The sequence below is a fragment of the Paraburkholderia sp. RL17-383-BIF-A genome, from assembly GCF_046028015.1.
Lineage (GTDB): Bacteria > Pseudomonadota > Gammaproteobacteria > Burkholderiales > Burkholderiaceae > Paraburkholderia.
This window is the reverse complement of record NZ_JARESR010000031.1, coordinates 68,057-85,377: the sequence shown is the minus strand read 5'-3', so window position 1 is coordinate 85,377 and position 17,321 is coordinate 68,057. Positions and strand designations below refer to the sequence as shown.

Genomic DNA, 17,321 nt, shown 5'->3' with positions numbered 1-17,321 from the left:
CCTATCGCCAAGCAACCCCTGCCGCTCGCGCACCACGCTTCTCGACTCGTGCTGCGCGTCGGCATGCCTAACCCGACGAGCCACGCCTTGTCCGACAAACCCAGCGCAACCGCAGCCCAGCCCTTCCCGGCGGACGCACCGATGTCCGCCGCCAACCGCCGCGCGATGGCCGCGATCATGCTCGCCGTCGCGCTCGCCACGCTCGACACCGCCATCGCCAATACCGCGCTGCCCGCCATTGCCGCCGACCTCCACGCGGCGCCCGCGGCGTCGGTGTGGATCGTCAACGCGTACCAACTCGCGATGGTCGCGACACTGCTGCCACTTGCCGCGCTCGGCGATATCGTCGGGCATCGGCGGATCTATATCAGCGGCATTGCGCTGTTCACGCTGGCATCGCTGGCGTGCTCGCTCGCGTCGACGCTGCCGCTGCTCACCGCCGCGCGCGTCGTGCAAGGCCTCGGCGCGAGCGCGATCATGAGCGTGAATACCGCGTTGATCCGCTATCTGTATCCGCCCCACCGGCTTGGACGCGGCCTCGGCACCAACGCGCTGATCGTCGGCGTGTCGTTCGCGGTCGGGCCAACGGTGGCTTCGCTGATTCTGTCCGTCGCCGCGTGGCCCTGGCTGTTCGCGGTCAACGTGCCGCTCGGCCTGCTGGCTTTGGGCTTCGCATGGCCGGCCTTGCCGCACACCGAACGCGGCAGGCACAACTTCGATCCGGTTGCCGCGCTCCTGAATGTGGTCACGTTTGCCGCGCTGATCTTCGCGCTCGGCGAGGCGGCCCAGCGAGCCTCGACGCAACTGGTGCTGAGCGCCGCGGCGATCGCGGTCGTGTTCGGGCTGTTGCTGATTCGCCGCGAAGCCGGCCACCCGGCGCCGATGCTGCCGGTCGATCTGTTCCGGCGGCCGGTATTCGCGTTGTCGGCGGTGACCGCGGTTTGCTCGTTTGCCGCGCAAGGACTGGCGTTCGTCTCGCTGCCGTTCTACTTCGAGGACGTGCTGCATCGCAGTCAGGTCGAAACCGGCTTTCTAATGACGCCGTGGCCGGTGGTGGTCGCGCTCGCCGCGCCGCTGGCGGGCAATCTGTCCGATCGCTATCCGCCGGGGCTGCTCGGCGCGATCGGCCTCGCGGTGATGTCGGCGGGGATCGCTTCGCTCGCGCTGTTGCCGGTTCATCCGCACGTGCTCGACATCGGCATTCGCATGGCAATTTGCGGCGCGGGCTTCGGCTTCTTCCAGTCGCCGAATCTGAAAGCGTTGATGGCGAGCGCGCCGCCTGAGCGCAGCGGCGGCGCCAGCGGGATCGTTGCGACCGCGCGGCTGCTCGGGCAGACGACCGGCGCCGCGCTGGTCGCGTTGAGCTTCGGGATTGCGGGCCGGCATGGCCCGACGCTTGCGCTCAGCACCGGCGCATTCTTTGCGGGCGCGGCGAGTCTGGCGAGCGGGTTGCGTTTGCTGGCGCCGTCACATCGGTCGGGTGTGCACGCGAAAGCGTCGATGAAATGAACAAAGTGGGCGCCTTGGGGTGACAGTGCGTCCGCTTTGTTTTTGGTGCTTTGCTTTTGGTGCTTTGCCTTACCGCGTTGCCTCGCCGCAATGCCGCGTTTTCGCGGCGGGGCGCTGCTCTGCCCCGCTGCGTTCCAGCCTTCCTTGCAGCCTACCTAACCGCGCGCCACACCGGCAGCCACTCACCGCGCCGCGAAATACGCCTTCACCGCAGCGATGAACGTATCGATATCCCCGCGCGACACGTCCTTATGCGTCACGAATCGCGACGCATACAGCATCTGCGTGAGAATCCCGCGCTCCTTGAGCCACGCTTCGAGCGGCGCGCAATGCTGCTGCGGAAACTGAGCGAACACCATATTGGTCGCGACCGACTGCACCTTGACGTGCTCGATGCCTTCCAGACCCGCTGCCAGATGCGCGGCGTGCGCGTGGTCGTCGGCGAGACGCTCGACGTTGTGATCGAGCGCGTACAGGCAAGCGGCCGCCAGGATGCCGGCCTGACGCATGCCGCCGCCCAGCACCTTGCGCCAGCGGTGCGCCACGTCGATCAGCGCCTGGCTGCCGACCAGCACTGAGCCGACCGGCGCGCCGAGTCCCTTCGAAAAACAGATCGAGATCGAATCGAACGGTTCACACAATGCCGCGACCGGCTTGCCCGACGCGACCGCCGCGTTGTAGACGCGTGCGCCGTCGAGATGAACGGACAGCCCGCGCTGACGCGCAAGCTGCACGGCCTCCGTGACATAAGCCGCCGGCAGCACCTTGCCGCCGATGGTGTTCTCCAACGCCAGCAACCGCGTGCGTGCGAAGTGGTCGTCGATGGGCTTGATCGCGGCGGCGATCTTCTCCAGCGGGATCGAACCGTCCGCGGCATTCTCGAGCGGCTGCGGCTGAATGCTGCCGAGCACTGCGGCGCCGCCGCCTTCGTACTTGTAGGTGTGAGCCAACTGCCCGACGATGTATTCGTCGCCGCGCGCACAGTGCGCCATCAAGGCAGCGAGGTTGCTTTGCGTGCCGCTCGGGAAGAACAGACCCGCCTCCTTGCCGGCGCGTTCGGCAGCCGTGGCCTGCAGACGCAGCACGGTGGGGTCGTCGCCCCAGACGTCGTCGCCCACTTCGGCGGCCGACATGGCCGCGAGCATCGCCGGACTCGGACGGGTTACGGTATCGCTGCGCAAATCGATCATTGTGTGTCCCTGTGCGTCTATGAATGACTGCCTGCGACGGCCGGTCGCCACACCGCTGCGTCGCTGCCGACGGGCGAGCCCGCCGCAGGCAGTTTAGCCACACAGTATATTCAATTAACGCTGCGCTGAAATCGCGCTAAACAGGAAGCTTCATCCGCCCGGCTTCGGCAGCCAGGCAAGCGGATCGACGGGCTGGCCGTTCTGACGGACCTCGAACTGGATCGACGCGACGCCGCGGCTGTCCACCCCGACTTCGCCGATGGTTTGCCCTTGCGCGACCGCGTCGCCTTCCTTGACCAGCAGCGTGCTGTTCTGCCCGTAGGCGGTAATCAACGAATCGTCGTGTTTGATGATGATGAGCGGGCCGTACGCTTCGATACCCGAGCCCGCGTAGACCACGCGGCCGGTGGCGGCCGCCTTGACCGGATCGCCCGGCCGTCCGCCGATCACGATGCCGTTCGACTTGCCCGGCGCGAACGCTTTCAGCACCGGCCCGCGAACCGGCCATTGCAACACGCCTTGCTGTGGCCCGGCGGACGCCGTGGGCGCGCCGGGCGCCGTAGCGGGACCATTCGGCGCGACAGCGACTGGCGGCGTCACCACACTGCCCGAGGCCATTGGCGGCGACACCCGCAGCACTTGCCCCGGATTGACTGCGGCGTTGGCCGCGAGGCCATTCCACGCCGCGATTTCCTGAGGTTTATGGCCGTAAGCCGACGCAATGGCGCCGATCGTGTCACCCGGATTGACCCGGTAAAAACCGGCGGGAACAGGAACCGTGCTGAGCGTGGTCGGCCGGGACGGCGTGCTGCTGTAAAACGGCGTGCTGTCCCACGGCATCGTCGTGCAGCCGCTGAACATCACGCCGAGCGCGGCGGCTGTCAGCCACCGGGTCCCCGTCAATTGCCATGGTCTTGTCATGTGATTTTCCTCGACTCTTTATTCAATCAATCGGATTCAATCGATGGCCAAGCATTTGCCGTGCCGCGCGTCGCGCGCGATCTCCCACGCCCTCGCGGCGCCTCGGCGGCTCTCCATTATGCCGCCGCGCGCGACGATCACCGCGCCGGTATGGCACCGCCCTTGCGCCAACCTTCAGACGCTGCCCTCCGACTCGACCACCAGAATGCGCGCCGCGCCGATCGGATGAGCCACATGTTCGGTACCCACCGCGGCGTAAAACACGTCGCCCGTTTCCAGAACGGCCGACTTTTCGACTCCGCCCTCGCGATAGCGCATCTCGACGCGGCCATCGAGCACGGCGAACACTTCCTCGCCGTCGTTGACATGCCACTTATAGGGTTGATCGGTCCAATGCAGCCGCGTCGTAATGCCGCCCATGTTGGCGATATCGAGCGCGCCCCAGGCGCGCGTCGCGGTGAAATCCTTGCTGCGAATGATCTTCATGGTCACCAGACAGTTGAGAAGAAACAACGCCGCCAGTCGCGGCCCGTCGGGCGCGGCGGCCTGGCCCGACCGGTGCGAGCCCCGTGGCGGCAGGCCTCATTATAGGTGTGGCGGGCGGGCTGCTCGCCACCAACGGGCCGTGCGGCCGATTCGTGTGACCATTGAATCATTGGAGCCCTGGCCTATACTCAGTCTTGCTGTCTGCACGCCATAAGCTAACGTCTGAAATCTGCGAGGGAGTTGAGGATGAACAAAGCCACTTTTCTGGCCGTGCAACTCAACGTCGACGATATTGCGGCGTCGCCGGGTCTGGTCGAGCTTTTGAACACGCACCTGGTTTTCGCCGCCGACGTGGCCGAAGCCGCCGACGCGCTGGTACAACTGGCCAGCGTTGCCGGGTTGTCGAGTGGCGTGGAAGCGAGCGTCGAGATTCCGGCTGTGGCGATCGAGCGTTTGCGCGAGGCGCTCGACAATCTGAGCGGCTACGACGAATCCTGGCTGCTGGCCCTCGAACCCAGCCGCGCCTTGTTCGATGAAATAGGCCGCCGGCATCGCTCGCTGCATTAAGACGTACTCCCCGCCCACACCCGCCGTGCCACGACCCCGGCGCGCATTCGCGGGCGCCGCTGGTCCGCCGTTTTTTTTCACCGCCCGGCCCTCCACAGATGCGTGCGCCCCCAAGCCGTGCCGTAAACGACAAACGCCGCCCGGCAATCCGGACGGCGCTTCCATTTGCGCGTCGCCTGTCAGCCAGGCGACCTTTCCATCACATTCGGCGCGAATTAGTTGCCGAAGTAGACCGAGTTACGGTCGTTGCTGCTCAGCGGACGGCCGGCTTGCGAACTGCCGGCGATAGGTGCGCCGTAGCCGCTGTTCACGGCTTGGGCAGTACCGTTTTGAGCATCGACGCGAGCCTGAGCGGCCTGCAGGTTAGACGGGTAGTCGGTATGATCGCCCACCGGGTTGTAGCCGGCCTTTTCCAGTTGAACCAGTTCAGCGCGGACTTGAGCGCGCGTCACCGGCTGGTTCGATTGAGCAAACGAAGCAACGGGAGCAACCAGAGCGGCGGCAACGACGACTGCAGAGATAAGGGACTTCATGATGTAAACCTCCAGAACTTGTTTTAATGCGCCTGGGACTTGGTGTCCCGCAGCGGTTAAGTAGAAGTTTAGGAGTGTCGACACCTAGGGGAAACCCCTAAAACGACGAAACTCTATTTCAAAAATAGCAATAGTAGGCGGCGCATCGCCCGTCCAGCCTACCTCTGCGCCGCCCTTCAGCAACAATTTCCTGTCTCGAATTTAAAGCGCCTGCGCAGCCCGGCACGCCTTGATGCAAGGACGCGCCGGGCCGTCATTCAAACGCTCAGCTCCAGTTCGCGTGGAAGCTGCCCGGCTTGTCGGTGCGTTCGAAAGTATGCGCGCCGAAGAAATCGCGCTGTGCCTGCACCAGGTTCGCCGGCAGGCGTTCCGAACGATACGCGTCGAAATACGCGATTGCCGACGCGAAAGCCGGCACCGGCACGCCCGCGTTGATCGCCGCGATCACCACCTCGCGCAAGGCCGACTGGTAGTTCTTTGCGATGTCGCGGAAATACGGATCGAGCAGCAGGTTAGCGATCGCTTTGTCCTTCGTATAAGCGTCCGTGATTTTTTGCAGGAAGCGGGCGCGGATGATACAGCCGGCGCGGAAGATCTTCGCGATCGTGCCGAAATCCAGATCCCACTTGTACTCTTCCGAGGCGGCGCGCAGTTGCGCGAAGCCTTGCGCGTACGAGATCACCTTGCTGAAGTACAGCGCGCGGCGCACCGACTCGATGAACGCCTGACGCTCGGCGGCGAGCGGCTTGGCCGCCGGGCCCTCCAGCACTTTGCTCGCGGCCACGCGCTGCGTCTTCAGCGACGACAGCACGCGCGCGAACACGGCTTCCGTAATCAGCGGCAGCGGCGCGCCGAGATCGAGCGCGTTCTGGCTGGTCCACTTGCCTGTGCCCTTCTGCGCGGCGCGATCCAGGATCACGTCGACCAGATCCTTGCCGGTTTCTTCGTCTTTCTTACTGAAAATCTTCGAGGTGATTTCGATCAGATAGCTGTCGAGTTCGCCCTCGTTCCACTCGGTGTAGACCTTGCCCAGCTCTTCGTTCGAGAGTCCGACCACCTGCTTGAGCACCGCGTAGCTTTCCGCGATCAGCTGCATGTCGCCGTATTCGATGCCGTTGTGCACCATCTTCACGAAGTGGCCCGCGCCGTCCGGTCCCATATAGGCGACACACGGTTCGCCGTCCGGCGCCTTGGCGGCGATTTCGGTGAGGATCGGGGCCACGAGGTCATAGGCGTCGCGCTGGCCGCCCGGCATGATCGACGGGCCTTTCAATGCGCCTTCCTCACCGCCCGAGACGCCGGTGCCGATGAAATGCAGGCCGGACTTGGCGAGATCCTGATTGCGGCGGATCGTGTCGGTGAAATGCGTGTTGCCGCCGTCGATCAGAATGTCGCCCTTGTCGAGCAGCGGTTTCAACTGGTTGATCGTGGCGTCGGTGCCCTCGCCTGCCTTGACCATCAGCAGAATGCGGCGCGGCTTTTCCAGCGACTCCACGAATTCTTCCAGCGTGAAGGCCGGCACCAGCTTCCTGTCCGGATATTCGGCGACGAGTTCGTCGGTTTTTTCGCGGCTGCGGTTGTACACCGACACCGCGTGGCCGCGGCTCTCGATGTTGAGCGCCAGATTGCGGCCCATGACCGCCAGCCCCACCACGCCGATTGCCTGTTTGCCCATGTGAATTCTCCAGAGTCCAAAAAATGTCGTGACGCCGCGCCGGAAGGAACGTCGGCGGGCGTCGAGGGTGAAAGAATAAAAGAATTGCCGGCTTGCCGCTCGCCGGCAGGCAGCGGGCGGCGCAATTCATTGCGTCGAACGTTAGTCAGACCCGCGCCGCACCCGCGCGTTTCGTCAACAGCAGACTGAAATTGTTGGCCGGCATGGCGACCGGCTCGTCGCACACGAATCCGACCGAAGCGCCCAACGCCACCACGGCTTCCATGTCGCGCACGCCCCATGCCGGGTCGCGGCCGCGCAACTGCTGATCGAACGCCTCGTTGCTCGGTGAAGTATGCGCGCCGCCGCGTTTGTAAGGACCGTAGAGATACAGCACGCCGCCCTCCACGAGACGGCGGCTCGCCCCCGCGAACAGCGCCTGCGTCGCGCTCCACGGTGAGATGTGAATCATGTTGATGCAGACCACGGCGTCGAGCGTATCCACGCCCCAATCCGGCTGATGCACGTCGAGCGCGAGCGGCGCGCGCACGTTCGCGAGCCCCTCGTGCGCGATCCACGCCGCGATCGACTCGCGCGCTGTGGCATCGGCATCGCTCGGTTGCCAGTCGAGCCCGGGCATGGCGCGCGCAAAGCAGATCGCGTGCTGGCCCGTGCCGCTCGCAATTTCGAGCACGCGGCCGGTGGCCGGCAGCGCTTCGCGCAGCACGGCGAGAATCGGTTCACGGTTGCGTTCGGCGGATGGCGAACGTTGCCGCAACGCCAGATGGGAGTCTGTCATGGTCAGCTTTGGTTTCAGTACAAGGCCGTGCGCACGCGTTCGGCGAGTTCGCGATCGTAGGTCGCCGCGTCGAACTGCGCACCGTTGATACGCCGATGAATCTCGCCGGCGCTCGGCAGGCGCGAGCGCTCGACGTAATGCGCCGGATCCCACAATTTCGAACGCACCAACGCTTTCGAGCAATGAAAGTAGACGCTGTCCACGTCGATCAGCAGCACGGTGCGCGGCAGTTTACCTTCGACAGCGAAACTGTCCAGCCATTGCGGATCGTCGGTAATGCGGCCGCGCCCGTTCACGCGCAAGCTCTCGCCCACGCCGGGAATGATGAAAAGCAGCGCCAGACGCGGCTCAACGATGATATTGCGCAGACTGTCGAGGCGATTGTTGCCAATGCGATCCGGCAGCGCGAGCGTGCGTTCGTCGACGATACGCACAAAGCCCGGCGCGTCCCCGCGCGGCGAACAGTCGAGGCCTTCAGGGCCGGCGGTGGCGAGCACGGCGAACGGCGCGACTTCGATGAACGCGCGATAGTCTTCGTTGATAAACGAAATCTCTTTACGCACCGCGCGCTCGTGCGGCTGACCGTAGAGGGCTTCGAGCTGTGCGATCGTCGTCAACATGGGTTTTCCTTTCGGGTTGCGTTCTCTTGTCGGGCCGACCGTTCAATCCAGCGCCAGCCGGCCGGCCAGCGCGGTCAGCGTCTCGGCGCACGGCGCCGCGATTTTCAGCGACAGCAAAGGATCCGCGCGCGTGCGGCCCAGGTTGATCGCAACCACCGGCTTGCGCTGCTTTTGCGCCCACACGCAAAAGCGGTAGCCGGAGTAGACCATCAGCGACGAGCCGACCACGAGCACGGCGTCCGCCGCGTCGAGTGCATGCGAGGCCGCCTCCACGCGCTCCTTCGGCACGCTTTCGCCGAAGAACACCACCGCGGGCTTCAGCAGGCCGCCGCAGTTCGGGCAGGCCGGAATGCGGAACCCGCCAAGGTCGTGCCACTCGAGATGCGCGTCGCCATCCGCGGCGGTTTCGGCCGTCACGTTCAGGAGCGCGGGATTGTCCGCTTCGAGGGTCTGCTGGATCGACGCGCGCGAGTGCTGCATGCCGCAGTCCAGACACGTCACACCGTTGATACCGCCATGCAGTTCGATCACCTCGCGGCTGCCCGCCCGCTGATGCAGGCCGTCCACGTTCTGCGTGACCAGCGTCGGCACATGGCCGGCCGCTTCGAGCCGCGCGAGCGCGGTATGCGCGGCGTTGGGCTCGGCGTGGGCGACCACCGGCCAGCCGACCATGCTGCGCGCCCAGTAGCGCTGGCGCATGGCCAGCGTGCCGAGAAACTCCTGCAGCGTGATGGGCGGCGAGCGTTTCCATTCGCCGTTGTCGTCGCGGTAGCCGGGAATGCCCGAGTCGGTGCTGATGCCCGCGCCGGTCAGCACGAACAGCCGCGGATAACGCTGCACGAAGCGATGCAGGTCGTCCAGCGTGTGCGATTCATTCAGGGGTTCGAGAGGCGCGGACTGAAGGTCGGTCATGACGGGGCTGGGTGAGAACTGCGGCCTCGAGGCGAAACCTCGAGCGCCGTTCAACGGCGCGTGCGCGGCTTGCTTCGCCGCGCCGCCGTCACGTGCTGCGCTGGCCGCACTTGCTGCCGCGCCTGCCACTCGGCGAGCGCGGCTCGATAACGTTCGAGCGCTTCGTCATAGCGATCGAACACACACGGATTGCAGCCGCTATGACAACAATCGTCGAGATCGGGCGGCACGGGCGGCACCGGTTGCGGGTCGTCCTCAGGTGTGGCTCGGGGCACGGCGAAGCGGGTTCCATCGAGGCGGAAAGCGCCCAGTATAAGTTGATCCGGCGCGGCTTGCTGCTCGCGCTCCGGCCATCACCCCCGGCCGACGAACGGCATCTTGCTCGCCATGATGGTCATGAACTGCACGTTCGCCGTGAGCGGCAGTTCGGCCATGTGCAGCACGGCGTCGGCCACATGCTGAACGTCCATCAGCGGCTCGACGGCGATCTCGCCGTTGGCCTGCGGCACGCCGCGCGCCATGCGTTCGGCCATCTCGGTCGCCGCATTGCCGATGTCGATCTGCCCGCAGACAATGTCGTATTTCCGGCCGTCGAGCGACACGGCTTTCGTGAGGCCGGTGATCGCGTGCTTGGTCGCGGTATAGGCAATGCTATTGGGCCGCGGCGCATGCGCCGAGATCGAGCCATTGTTGATGATGCGGCCGCCGCGCGGGCTCTGCGTTTTCATCAAACCGAAGGCCGCGCGCGTGCACAGGAACACGCCGGTGAGGTTGGTGTCGACTACCGAGCGCCATTCTTCGATCGAGAGTTCGTCGATATCGACGGGCGAACCATTGCGGCCCGCGTTGTTGAACAGCACGTCGAGCCGGCCGCGCCGTTCGCGGATCGTGTCGAACAAGGCAGCGACGCTGTCCGCATCCGTGACGTCGCACGCCACGGCCAGCGCGTCGCCGCCGAGTTGCTGCGCTTCCTGCACGATTGCGTCGAGCGGCGCCTGCCGGCGGCCGGCCAGCACGACGCTATAGCCGTGCTCCAGCATCTTGAGCGCACACGCGCGGCCGATTCCGCTGCCCGCGCCCGTCACCAGCGCGACCTTCTTGATTCCCGTTCCCGTCACGGCACGTCTCCTCGTTGTGCAGATCATGCAAACTGGCTGCAAGCTTCATGAACCGCGGGTCATCCTTGCGGAACCTGCAACCCTGTACGTCGGACATCGGCGAGGTGCCGACGATCACATCATCGTCGGCCAGTTGATAGGCGCTCGTCAAACCCACCACGCCTCAAGGAAATCGTTCGCCGCGAGCCTGGCGCATCGCAATGCGCGCAGTAAAAGAGCAGATGTGCCGCTACATCACCCAGCGGACCCGATTGTCGCGAAGCACAACGTCTTTCAGCGTGCTTTCACATTTTACCGCTCCTGTCGGCGGGCACGTCGCGGCGCGCATCAATGGTATCGTTTGCTGTTGCGCGTCACGCGCGCGATGTAAGGCCTTCGCAGGACGAAGGAAGGAAGACAGGAAGCACGCTTGATGAAAGAACTCTCCACGCCGCCGCATGGCACCCACCGCACGCCGCCGCGCCGCTGGCCGCGCACCGGTTATCCCGCGATGCTCACGGCCACCGCCGCATGGCACGTTTTCGTGCTGGCCGGATGGCTGCTCGCGCCCGCGGCATGGCCCTGGTGGCTCGCCGCGATCTTTGTGAATCACGCCATTTTCACGGTGGCCGGACTGCTGCCGCGCACCTCGCTGCTCGGCCCGAACTGGACGCGCCTGCCCGCTACCCCGCGCAACGCCGACGCGATCGCGCTGACCATCGACGACGGCCCGGACCCGGTCGTCACGCCGCAAGTGCTCGATCTGCTCGACGCCTTCGGCGTGCGCGCCACCTTCTTCTGTATCGGCGCAGAGGCGCAGCGCTACCCGGCGCTCACGCGGGAGATCGTCGCGCGCGGCCATGCGCTCGAAAACCACTCGCAGGTTCACGTACACACGTTTTCCGTGACGTTTCCGGGCGCGCTCACGCGGGAGATCGATGCCGCACAACGCACGCTCGAAACACTGAGCGGCGAGCGGCCGATGTTTTTCCGCGCACCGGCCGGCCTGCGCAACATCTTTCTCGAACCGGTCTTGCGCAAGCTCGACCTGCGCCTCGCGGCGTGGACGCGGCGTGGCTACGACACGCGCGAGCGCGATCCGCACGTGGTCACGCGGCGCCTGCTCGACGGTCTCGCGCCGCGGGACATTCTCTTGCTGCACGATGGCAACGCAGCCCTCACCGCCGACGGCACGCCATTGATCGTCGCGGTGTTGCCGAGTGTGATCGGCGCAGCGCGGCAGCGACAGCTGCGTTTCGTGACATTGCGCGAGGCGCGCGCCGACGGCTGAGTCTGCGTTTCGTGACGTTGCGCGAGGCGTTGCGCGGCCCGCCCGCCACCTAGCCCGGCGAGCCGCGCGATCGCGAATGCATCCGCTATACGCGGAAATCCGCCGCCATATCCTCGTCCGTGCGCGCTTCCAGCTCGCCGCCGCGGCATGCCTTCAGGAACACGTCGTAATCGCGTTCCACCTGGTCCGCGTAGGCCATCGCGTAGCCGGTGAGCGCTTCCGCGAACTGATCGCCGCGGCCGATATACGCGCTCACTTCGATTGCCTGCCCGCTCGCCTTGGCATGCGCCCGCGCCATGATCCAGCCGCATAAGCGCGCATAACCATCCAGCAGGTCGGAGTCGAACAACTCGATGTTTGCCGACAGCTTCATGTCGCGCAACTGACGAAAGTAGAAATGCCGCCCCAGCGGTCCCGTCGCCCAGCCGAGAAAGATATCGCTAGCGGCCTGCAGCATGCGTTGCCCCCGCACGACGCGTTCGCCCTCGTGCTTGATGGCCGGCGACTTGTAGAACTGCGCGATGACCGAGGGTCGCGCCTCCTTGATTTGCAGGAACAGCGGCTTGCCCATGTGATCGACCAGCAGCATCACCATGCAGCGCGTGCCGACGCTGCCGACGCCGACCACTTTGAACACGAGGTCCTGCATGGTGAAATGGCCCAGCAGTTCGCGCCGGTCGTGCGACAGCGTTTTCTCGTATTCGCCCCACATGCGTTCGACCATCTTGCGCCAGTTCCCGCTTCTGAATGCTTCGGTCTCTTCCGGCGTGAACAGGGTGTTGGCGCCGAGCACGTGGAACAGAGCCGGTGGCGCGTCGCGAATGGTCCAGTGATCGCCGTCGTGCTCCGCCATTTTCTCGAGCAGATTTTCGTGCGTCCGGCTCGCGGCCTTTTCCATGCCGCGCCGCACGGTGCGGCGGCGTTCAGGCGTCAAGGCGGTTTCCGCCATCAACTCGAAGCTGATGCGGTCGTACCAGAGTTCGAGCGCGCCGCATTGCGCATAATGTGCCATGCGGTCACGATATTCGGTGACCGCCGTCATCACCAGACTTTCCGCCGTGCCCCGGCTCAGACGCATATGACGAGCGGCGACCACGAGGCTCGCGGTCAGTCGTTTCAGGTCCCACTCGAATGGTCCGACCGACACCTCGTCGAAGTCGTTCAGATCGAAGATGAGTTGCCGCTCGGGCGTGGCGAAACCGCCGAAATTCATCAGATGCCCGTCGCCGCAGATCGGCATGGTCAGGCCCGTGTCGCTCACTTTGCTGAGATCGTGCGCCTGCAGGATCGCGGTGCCGCGAAAAAACGCGAAAGGCGAGGCGGCCATGCGCCCGTAGCGCAGCGGCACGAGGTTGTGCACCCTGCCCTCGCTGCTTTGCTTGAGCAACTCGATCGGATTGCGATGCAGTTCGCCTACCGCTTTATGGCTTGAACGTTTCGAGTGCTCACGGGCGGCGCGGCCCCGGGCCTCCCGCTCGGCGATGGTGCTGGCTTTCATGCTGTTCTCCGTTTTTCCGAGTCTTGACTTGCGGTTCGAGAGACTGCTTCTGCTTGCATGACAACACTTGACGCCTGGCGCGTGGGCCTTCACCCAATTCACCAACGATAGCCCAGCCCGCCGAAAATCACATCCGAATCGCGATCATAGCGGGTCACGACGCGGTTCCATTCGAGCCGCGCGTCCCAATGGTCGCTTAGACGATACGAGCCCGCAATCGTGACGAGACCGGAGAACTTGCCCGCGCCCGGCCCAGGCGACGCGCTGTTTTCGTTCTCGTTAATCGCGTAGTAGGCGCCGAGGCCGAGCGCGAGCGCAACCTTGTCGTTGAGAAACGCGCGGGTGGCCCATAACTGGCTGGTGAAACCGTCGCGGCGCGCCACCTTGCTGCTGCCTTCGTGGAGATAACCGATCGTGACGTCGAGATACTTCGCGAGGCCGCGCCGGTACTCGATTGCGCCGCCGAACGCGCTCGGCGAACTGGTTGAATTGACGATGGTTTTGCCGAGATACACCGCCACTTCGTTATTGGTGACTTTGTGCGTGCTGCCGCTCGCCCAGTCGCGCGGACCGGGCGAGTCCGGGGCGTCGAGCTGATAGCCGACACCGAACATCACGCTGGTCGCATCCGGCCCACGCTGAACGTGCACGCGATTCAACTGGAGCTGCGTGATCCACCGGCTCGACGCGTAGTATGCGGCGCGCACGCTGTACACCACGCCCCAGCCGTGAGTGTCGGAATAACTGCCGCCTTCCGCGGCGGTGGTCGTATCGAAGTAGCGGTACGGGCCGACGCCCGCTTGCAGAACGAATTGCGGGTTGCCCACGGGAATACGCCCCCACAACTGGATCATCTGACCGTCGCGATGGTGGTTCGGAATATGCCCTTCGTTAAGCCACGTGAAACTGCCGGCGAAGTATTGACCCAGACCTTCCTGATAATTGAAAGCCCATGTATAGGTGTTCGTGCTGCCCGCACGCGAGCCGCCACCGAACAGCGAAAACTCCTGGGCATGACCGAGGGTAGAGATGAATAGCAGGCTCACGCCTGTGATACAGGCCGCCGCCTTGGGAATCAGTCGACTTTGAACAGTAGATTCTGGTTTTCGCATGCGGCATCCCCTTCCCGGTTGAGTCATTGGTACTGCCGGTGTCAGTAGCGGACGGAACCGTGACGCGACAGGGCGCCGCCTTAACGGCCGTCGGGACAAATCGATCGTCATGCTACCAGAGCGATCGGTAAAAAGTTACCTATCAGTGGGCATCAGCGGCATCTTGACTCGGTATGTGGCCGGACCCGGAAAAACACGAATTGCAATCCGAAAATCGCAAAATGCGGACAGATTTACCGACCTATATCAAGAACTAACCGATTGGTGAATTTATTTCGCATTTTAAGCGGCTCAGCACTTCAGCATCACCGGATTCAGCCGTTTACCGGTACATACGGAAGATTTGTGACGCGCGAGAAAAGCCTTTGAAATAAGGGCTTTTCTAATCGAACGCGGGGCAGCGCAAGATAATCGGAGAAAGTATGTTTGTTGCAATCGGCTGGGTTTTAGTGATCGGTTCGGTGATTGGCAGTTTTATCGGCGTGGGCGGCCATCTGCCGGCGCTGATACAACCATTCGAACTACTGTGCATCTTCGGCGCGGCAATCGGCGCGTTTGTCGTGAGCAATCCGACTTCCACACTGAAGAAAACCCTCAAGGCGATTCCGTCATGCTTTAAAAGCGGTGGCTACACCAAGGAGAAATATCTCGAGCTGATCGCGTTGCTTTACGAGTTGCTCCAGAAGGCGCGCAAGGAAGGCATGATGTCGCTCGAAGTCGACGTGGGCGCACCCGAAGAAAGCGTGCTTTTCCAGAAGTATCCGCATGTGCTGGAGGACCATCATCTGCTCGACTTCATCGTCGACTATCTGCGCATGATGTCCGGCGGCAATGTGAACGTGCTCGAAGTGCAGGATCTGATGGACGAGGAACTGGCCACGCATCACGCGGAATCGACCGTCGCGGCCAACGCCATTCAGAAAATGGCGGACGGCCTGCCCGCCTTCGGTATCGTCGCCGCGGTCATGGGCGTGGTTCACACCATGGGCTCGGTTGGCGCGCCGCCCGCCGTGCTCGGCGAAATGATTGCAGGCGCGCTGGTCGGCACGTTCCTCGGCATCCTGCTCGCGTATGGCTTTATCGGCCCGCTGGCCGATCTGCTCAACGCCAAAGGCCGCGCTGAAGCCAAGCCGTATCAGTGCGTGAAAGCCGTGCTGCTCGCATCGCTGTCCGGCTACGCGCCGCCGATCGCCGTCGAATTCGGCCGCAAGGTGCTGTTCACCGCGGACCGCCCGAGCTTCCAGGAACTCGACGACGCCGTGCGCGCCACCAAGATGCCGAAGTCGGCCTGACGCGGAGCGGCATGATGAGCGAAAGAAAATCGCGGGCGTCACGGGAGGAGCAGGCGCCGGCGCCGGTGATCGTGCGCCGCTCGAGAAGAGGCGAAGATCATGGCGGCCATCACGGTGGCGCATGGAAAATCGCGTACGCCGATTTCGTCACCGCAATGATGGCGTTCTTCCTGCTGATGTGGCTGCTCGGCTCCACGTCGAAGTACGACAAGCAGGGTATCGAGGATTATTTCAACACACCGCTGTCGAGCCTGCTCGGCGGCAACGAAGGCACGGCTGCGGCGCGTCCGAGCGTGGTGCAGGGCGGCGGCCGCGACATCTCCGATACGCGGCCCGGCGACGGCAGGAAGAGCCAGACCGAGACCCAACCCGCACCGTCCGCGACCGTCGCGCCGACCGTGGCGCCATCCGACGCGGCGCGCCTCGAACAACTGAAGGCGAAGCTCACCACGCTGATCGAACAGAGCCCCGCGTTGAAGGCGTTCAAGGATCAGATCCGCATCTCGATCACGAATGAAGGGCTGCGTATCGAGATCGTCGATTCGCAGAACCGCCCCATGTTTCCTTCCGGCAGCTCGAAGCTGCAACCTTATGCGGTAACGATCCTCACGCAGATCGGCGCCGCGCTCAACGACGTCGACAACCGCATTTCGATCGCCGGCCATACGGATGCGGTGCCCTACACCGCGGGACCGGAGGGCTACTCGAACTGGGAACTGTCGTCTGAACGCGCCAACGCCGCGCGCCGCTCGCTCGTTGCCGGTGGCATGCATGGCGAAAAGCTGCTGCAGGTGCGCGGACTGGCGGACGTCTTGCCGCTGAACAGCAATGTCGCCGATGAGCCGACCAACCGGCGCATCAGCATCCTGGTCCTGAACAAGGCCGCCGAGCTGGCATTTTTCCACGATGGCGGGCGCACTACCATCGACGAAGCCGTTCCGGCGAGTTCAGCCATTCCCGCAGTAGTGGAACGCTTGAAGCCTGTGACCGGTTCGCATAGCACGCCATAGTATTTCTTCTGCCTCGCGCTTGATCGATCCAGCGCGTGCGCTCGGTCACGCACACTGCAAAGCCAATGCAGTGTGTATAAAATCGAACGCATGCGCCCTGCCCCTTCCGAGCACCGGGAGCCCGAGCTTCCGCTGCATACGCCAAGTGTTTCGTCGGTGACGCTGGCGGCGATCATCGCCGTCATTGCGTGGATCTCGATCGTCGCGCAAGCCGACGTCACGATCGACCGCACGCTCGCGCGCGGGTTGACCGTGCTCGACGGCATCTCCCGCATGAGCAGTTACCTCACCAATCTGACGGCGCTCGCCTGCGCGATCTGTTTTACCTGCGTGGCGTTACGCGGGCACAGATCGGCGCCCGCGCGGTTTTTCCGGCAACCTACCGTCGTCACCGCGGTGGTGGTGTACATGGTGTTTGTCGGCATCGCGTACAACCTGCCGTTGCGAGGTTACTGGACGCCCACGGCATTCCGGCTGCTGCTCAACGAATCGCTTCACAGCGTCTTGCCCATGCTGGCCGCGCTTTACTGGGTGCTGTTCGTACCGCGCTTTCATTTGAGGCTGCGGCATTGTCTATTGTGGCTGGTGTATCCGCTGGCCTATCTCGGCGTCACCTTCTGGCGTGGGAGCCTGTCGGATTTCTATCCCTATCCGTTCATCAATGTCGAGCGGCTCGGAATCCGGCACGTCGTGGTGAATTCGGCGCTGCTGTTCGGCGGCTTTCTGATGCTGATGGCCGTCTTCGTGGGCATCAATTCCAGACGGCGGCGCTGATACGTTCCCGCTTCGTCAATTCTGCTTTTTCCCGGGCGCGCTTCTTGCGCCCTGTC

General features: G+C 64.1%; 19 protein-coding genes. 7 read left to right on the top strand and 12 right to left on the bottom strand.

The genetic code is table 11. The features are described from left to right. The first annotated feature begins 141 nt into the window (after window positions 1–141). On the top strand, window positions 142–1,509 hold the full coding sequence (locus P0D71_RS28290) for an MFS transporter (RefSeq protein WP_408483170.1): 1,368 nt from the start codon (window positions 142–144) through the stop codon (window positions 1,507–1,509). Window positions 1,510–1,691: 182 nt separating this feature from the next. Here P0D71_RS28290 and ltaE read toward each other — a convergent pair whose 3' ends face one another. The 3 genes from ltaE to P0D71_RS28275 all read right to left on the bottom strand — a co-directional run bounded on the left by ltaE (window position 1,692) and on the right by P0D71_RS28275 (window position 4,106). After that, on the bottom strand, window positions 1,692–2,699 hold the full coding sequence (gene ltaE / locus P0D71_RS28285; protein ID WP_408483161.1) for a low-specificity L-threonine aldolase: 1,008 nt from the start codon (window positions 2,697–2,699) through the stop codon (window positions 1,692–1,694). A 150-nt stretch (window positions 2,700–2,849) separates the two neighbouring features. Further along, a complete protein-coding gene (locus P0D71_RS28280; protein ID WP_408483160.1) occupies window positions 2,850–3,620 on the bottom strand; it encodes a peptidoglycan DD-metalloendopeptidase family protein in 771 nt (256 codons plus the stop codon). 174 nt (window positions 3,621–3,794) lie between these two features. Then, the gene (locus P0D71_RS28275) at window positions 3,795–4,106 is read right to left on the bottom strand and encodes a cupin domain-containing protein (RefSeq protein WP_408348011.1); all 312 of its coding nucleotides are present in this window, start codon (window positions 4,104–4,106) and stop codon (window positions 3,795–3,797) included. Window positions 4,107–4,352: 246 nt separating this feature from the next. On the opposite strand from P0D71_RS28275, the gene P0D71_RS28270 reads away from it, so the two are divergent. Beyond that, on the top strand, window positions 4,353–4,673 hold the full coding sequence (locus P0D71_RS28270; protein WP_011491138.1) for a hypothetical protein: 321 nt from the start codon (window positions 4,353–4,355) through the stop codon (window positions 4,671–4,673). A gap of 215 nt (window positions 4,674–4,888) precedes the next feature. On the opposite strand, the gene P0D71_RS28265 is transcribed toward P0D71_RS28270, so the two are convergent. The 7 genes from P0D71_RS28265 to P0D71_RS28235 all read right to left on the bottom strand — a co-directional run bounded on the left by P0D71_RS28265 (window position 4,889) and on the right by P0D71_RS28235 (window position 10,309). Further along, on the bottom strand, window positions 4,889–5,206 hold the full coding sequence (locus P0D71_RS28265; protein WP_091802832.1) for a DUF4148 domain-containing protein: 318 nt from the start codon (window positions 5,204–5,206) through the stop codon (window positions 4,889–4,891). A gap of 265 nt (window positions 5,207–5,471) precedes the next feature. Further along, window positions 5,472–6,881 (bottom strand): NADP-dependent phosphogluconate dehydrogenase, encoded by a 1,410-nt coding sequence (gene gnd, locus P0D71_RS28260; protein WP_091802836.1) that lies wholly within the window; start codon window positions 6,879–6,881, stop codon window positions 5,472–5,474. 145 nt (window positions 6,882–7,026) lie between these two features. Beyond that, window positions 7,027–7,659 (bottom strand): DUF938 domain-containing protein, encoded by a 633-nt coding sequence (locus P0D71_RS28255; protein WP_408483159.1) that lies wholly within the window; start codon window positions 7,657–7,659, stop codon window positions 7,027–7,029. Window positions 7,660–7,673: 14 nt separating this feature from the next. Beyond that, complete coding sequence (locus P0D71_RS28250) at window positions 7,674–8,279, bottom strand: pyridoxamine 5'-phosphate oxidase family protein (RefSeq protein ID WP_408483158.1); 606 nt, start codon at window positions 8,277–8,279, stop codon at window positions 7,674–7,676. 42 nt (window positions 8,280–8,321) lie between these two features. Beyond that, window positions 8,322–9,191 (bottom strand): NAD-dependent protein deacetylase, encoded by an 870-nt coding sequence (locus tag P0D71_RS28245; RefSeq protein ID WP_091802846.1) that lies wholly within the window; start codon window positions 9,189–9,191, stop codon window positions 8,322–8,324. Between the two features lie 50 nt (window positions 9,192–9,241). Further along, a complete protein-coding gene (locus P0D71_RS28240) occupies window positions 9,242–9,466 on the bottom strand; it encodes an oxidoreductase-like domain-containing protein (protein ID WP_091802851.1) in 225 nt (74 codons plus the stop codon). A gap of 78 nt (window positions 9,467–9,544) precedes the next feature. Beyond that, window positions 9,545–10,309, bottom strand: a complete 765-nt coding sequence (locus P0D71_RS28235; protein ID WP_408483157.1) for an SDR family oxidoreductase — start codon at window positions 10,307–10,309, stop codon at window positions 9,545–9,547. On the opposite strand from P0D71_RS28235, the gene P0D71_RS28230 reads away from it, so the two are divergent. Together P0D71_RS28230 and P0D71_RS28225 are read left to right on the top strand one after the other, a co-directional pair. Next, window positions 10,290–10,679, top strand: a complete 390-nt coding sequence (locus tag P0D71_RS28230; protein WP_408182272.1) for a hypothetical protein — start codon at window positions 10,290–10,292, stop codon at window positions 10,677–10,679. The genes P0D71_RS28235 and P0D71_RS28230 overlap by 20 nt on opposite strands. 42 nt (window positions 10,680–10,721) lie before the next feature. Then, window positions 10,722–11,579, top strand: a complete 858-nt coding sequence (locus P0D71_RS28225; RefSeq protein ID WP_408182275.1) for a polysaccharide deacetylase family protein — start codon at window positions 10,722–10,724, stop codon at window positions 11,577–11,579. A gap of 85 nt (window positions 11,580–11,664) precedes the next feature. Here the strand turns inward: P0D71_RS28225 and P0D71_RS28220 are convergent, their stop codons facing one another. Further along, window positions 11,665–13,077, bottom strand: a complete 1,413-nt coding sequence (locus tag P0D71_RS28220) for a DUF2252 domain-containing protein (RefSeq protein WP_408347991.1) — start codon at window positions 13,075–13,077, stop codon at window positions 11,665–11,667. A gap of 98 nt (window positions 13,078–13,175) precedes the next feature. Then, complete coding sequence (locus P0D71_RS28215; protein ID WP_091802863.1) at window positions 13,176–14,189, bottom strand: hypothetical protein; 1,014 nt, start codon at window positions 14,187–14,189, stop codon at window positions 13,176–13,178. Between the two features lie 422 nt (window positions 14,190–14,611). On the opposite strand from P0D71_RS28215, the gene motA reads away from it, so the two are divergent. The 3 genes from motA to P0D71_RS28200 all read left to right on the top strand — a co-directional run bounded on the left by motA (window position 14,612) and on the right by P0D71_RS28200 (window position 17,265). Then, entirely contained in the window at window positions 14,612–15,481 is an 870-nt protein-coding gene (gene motA / locus P0D71_RS28210) for a flagellar motor stator protein MotA (RefSeq protein WP_091802866.1), read from the top strand. Window positions 15,482–15,495: 14 nt separating this feature from the next. After that, window positions 15,496–16,491, top strand: coding sequence for a flagellar motor protein MotB (gene motB, locus P0D71_RS28205; protein WP_408483169.1), 996 nt, complete (start codon window positions 15,496–15,498; stop codon window positions 16,489–16,491). Window positions 16,492–16,581: 90 nt separating this feature from the next. Then, window positions 16,582–17,265: a Pr6Pr family membrane protein gene (locus P0D71_RS28200; RefSeq protein WP_408483156.1), complete on the top strand. Its 684-nt coding sequence runs from the start codon at window positions 16,582–16,584 to the stop codon at window positions 17,263–17,265. Window positions 17,266–17,321: the final 56 nt, after the last annotated feature.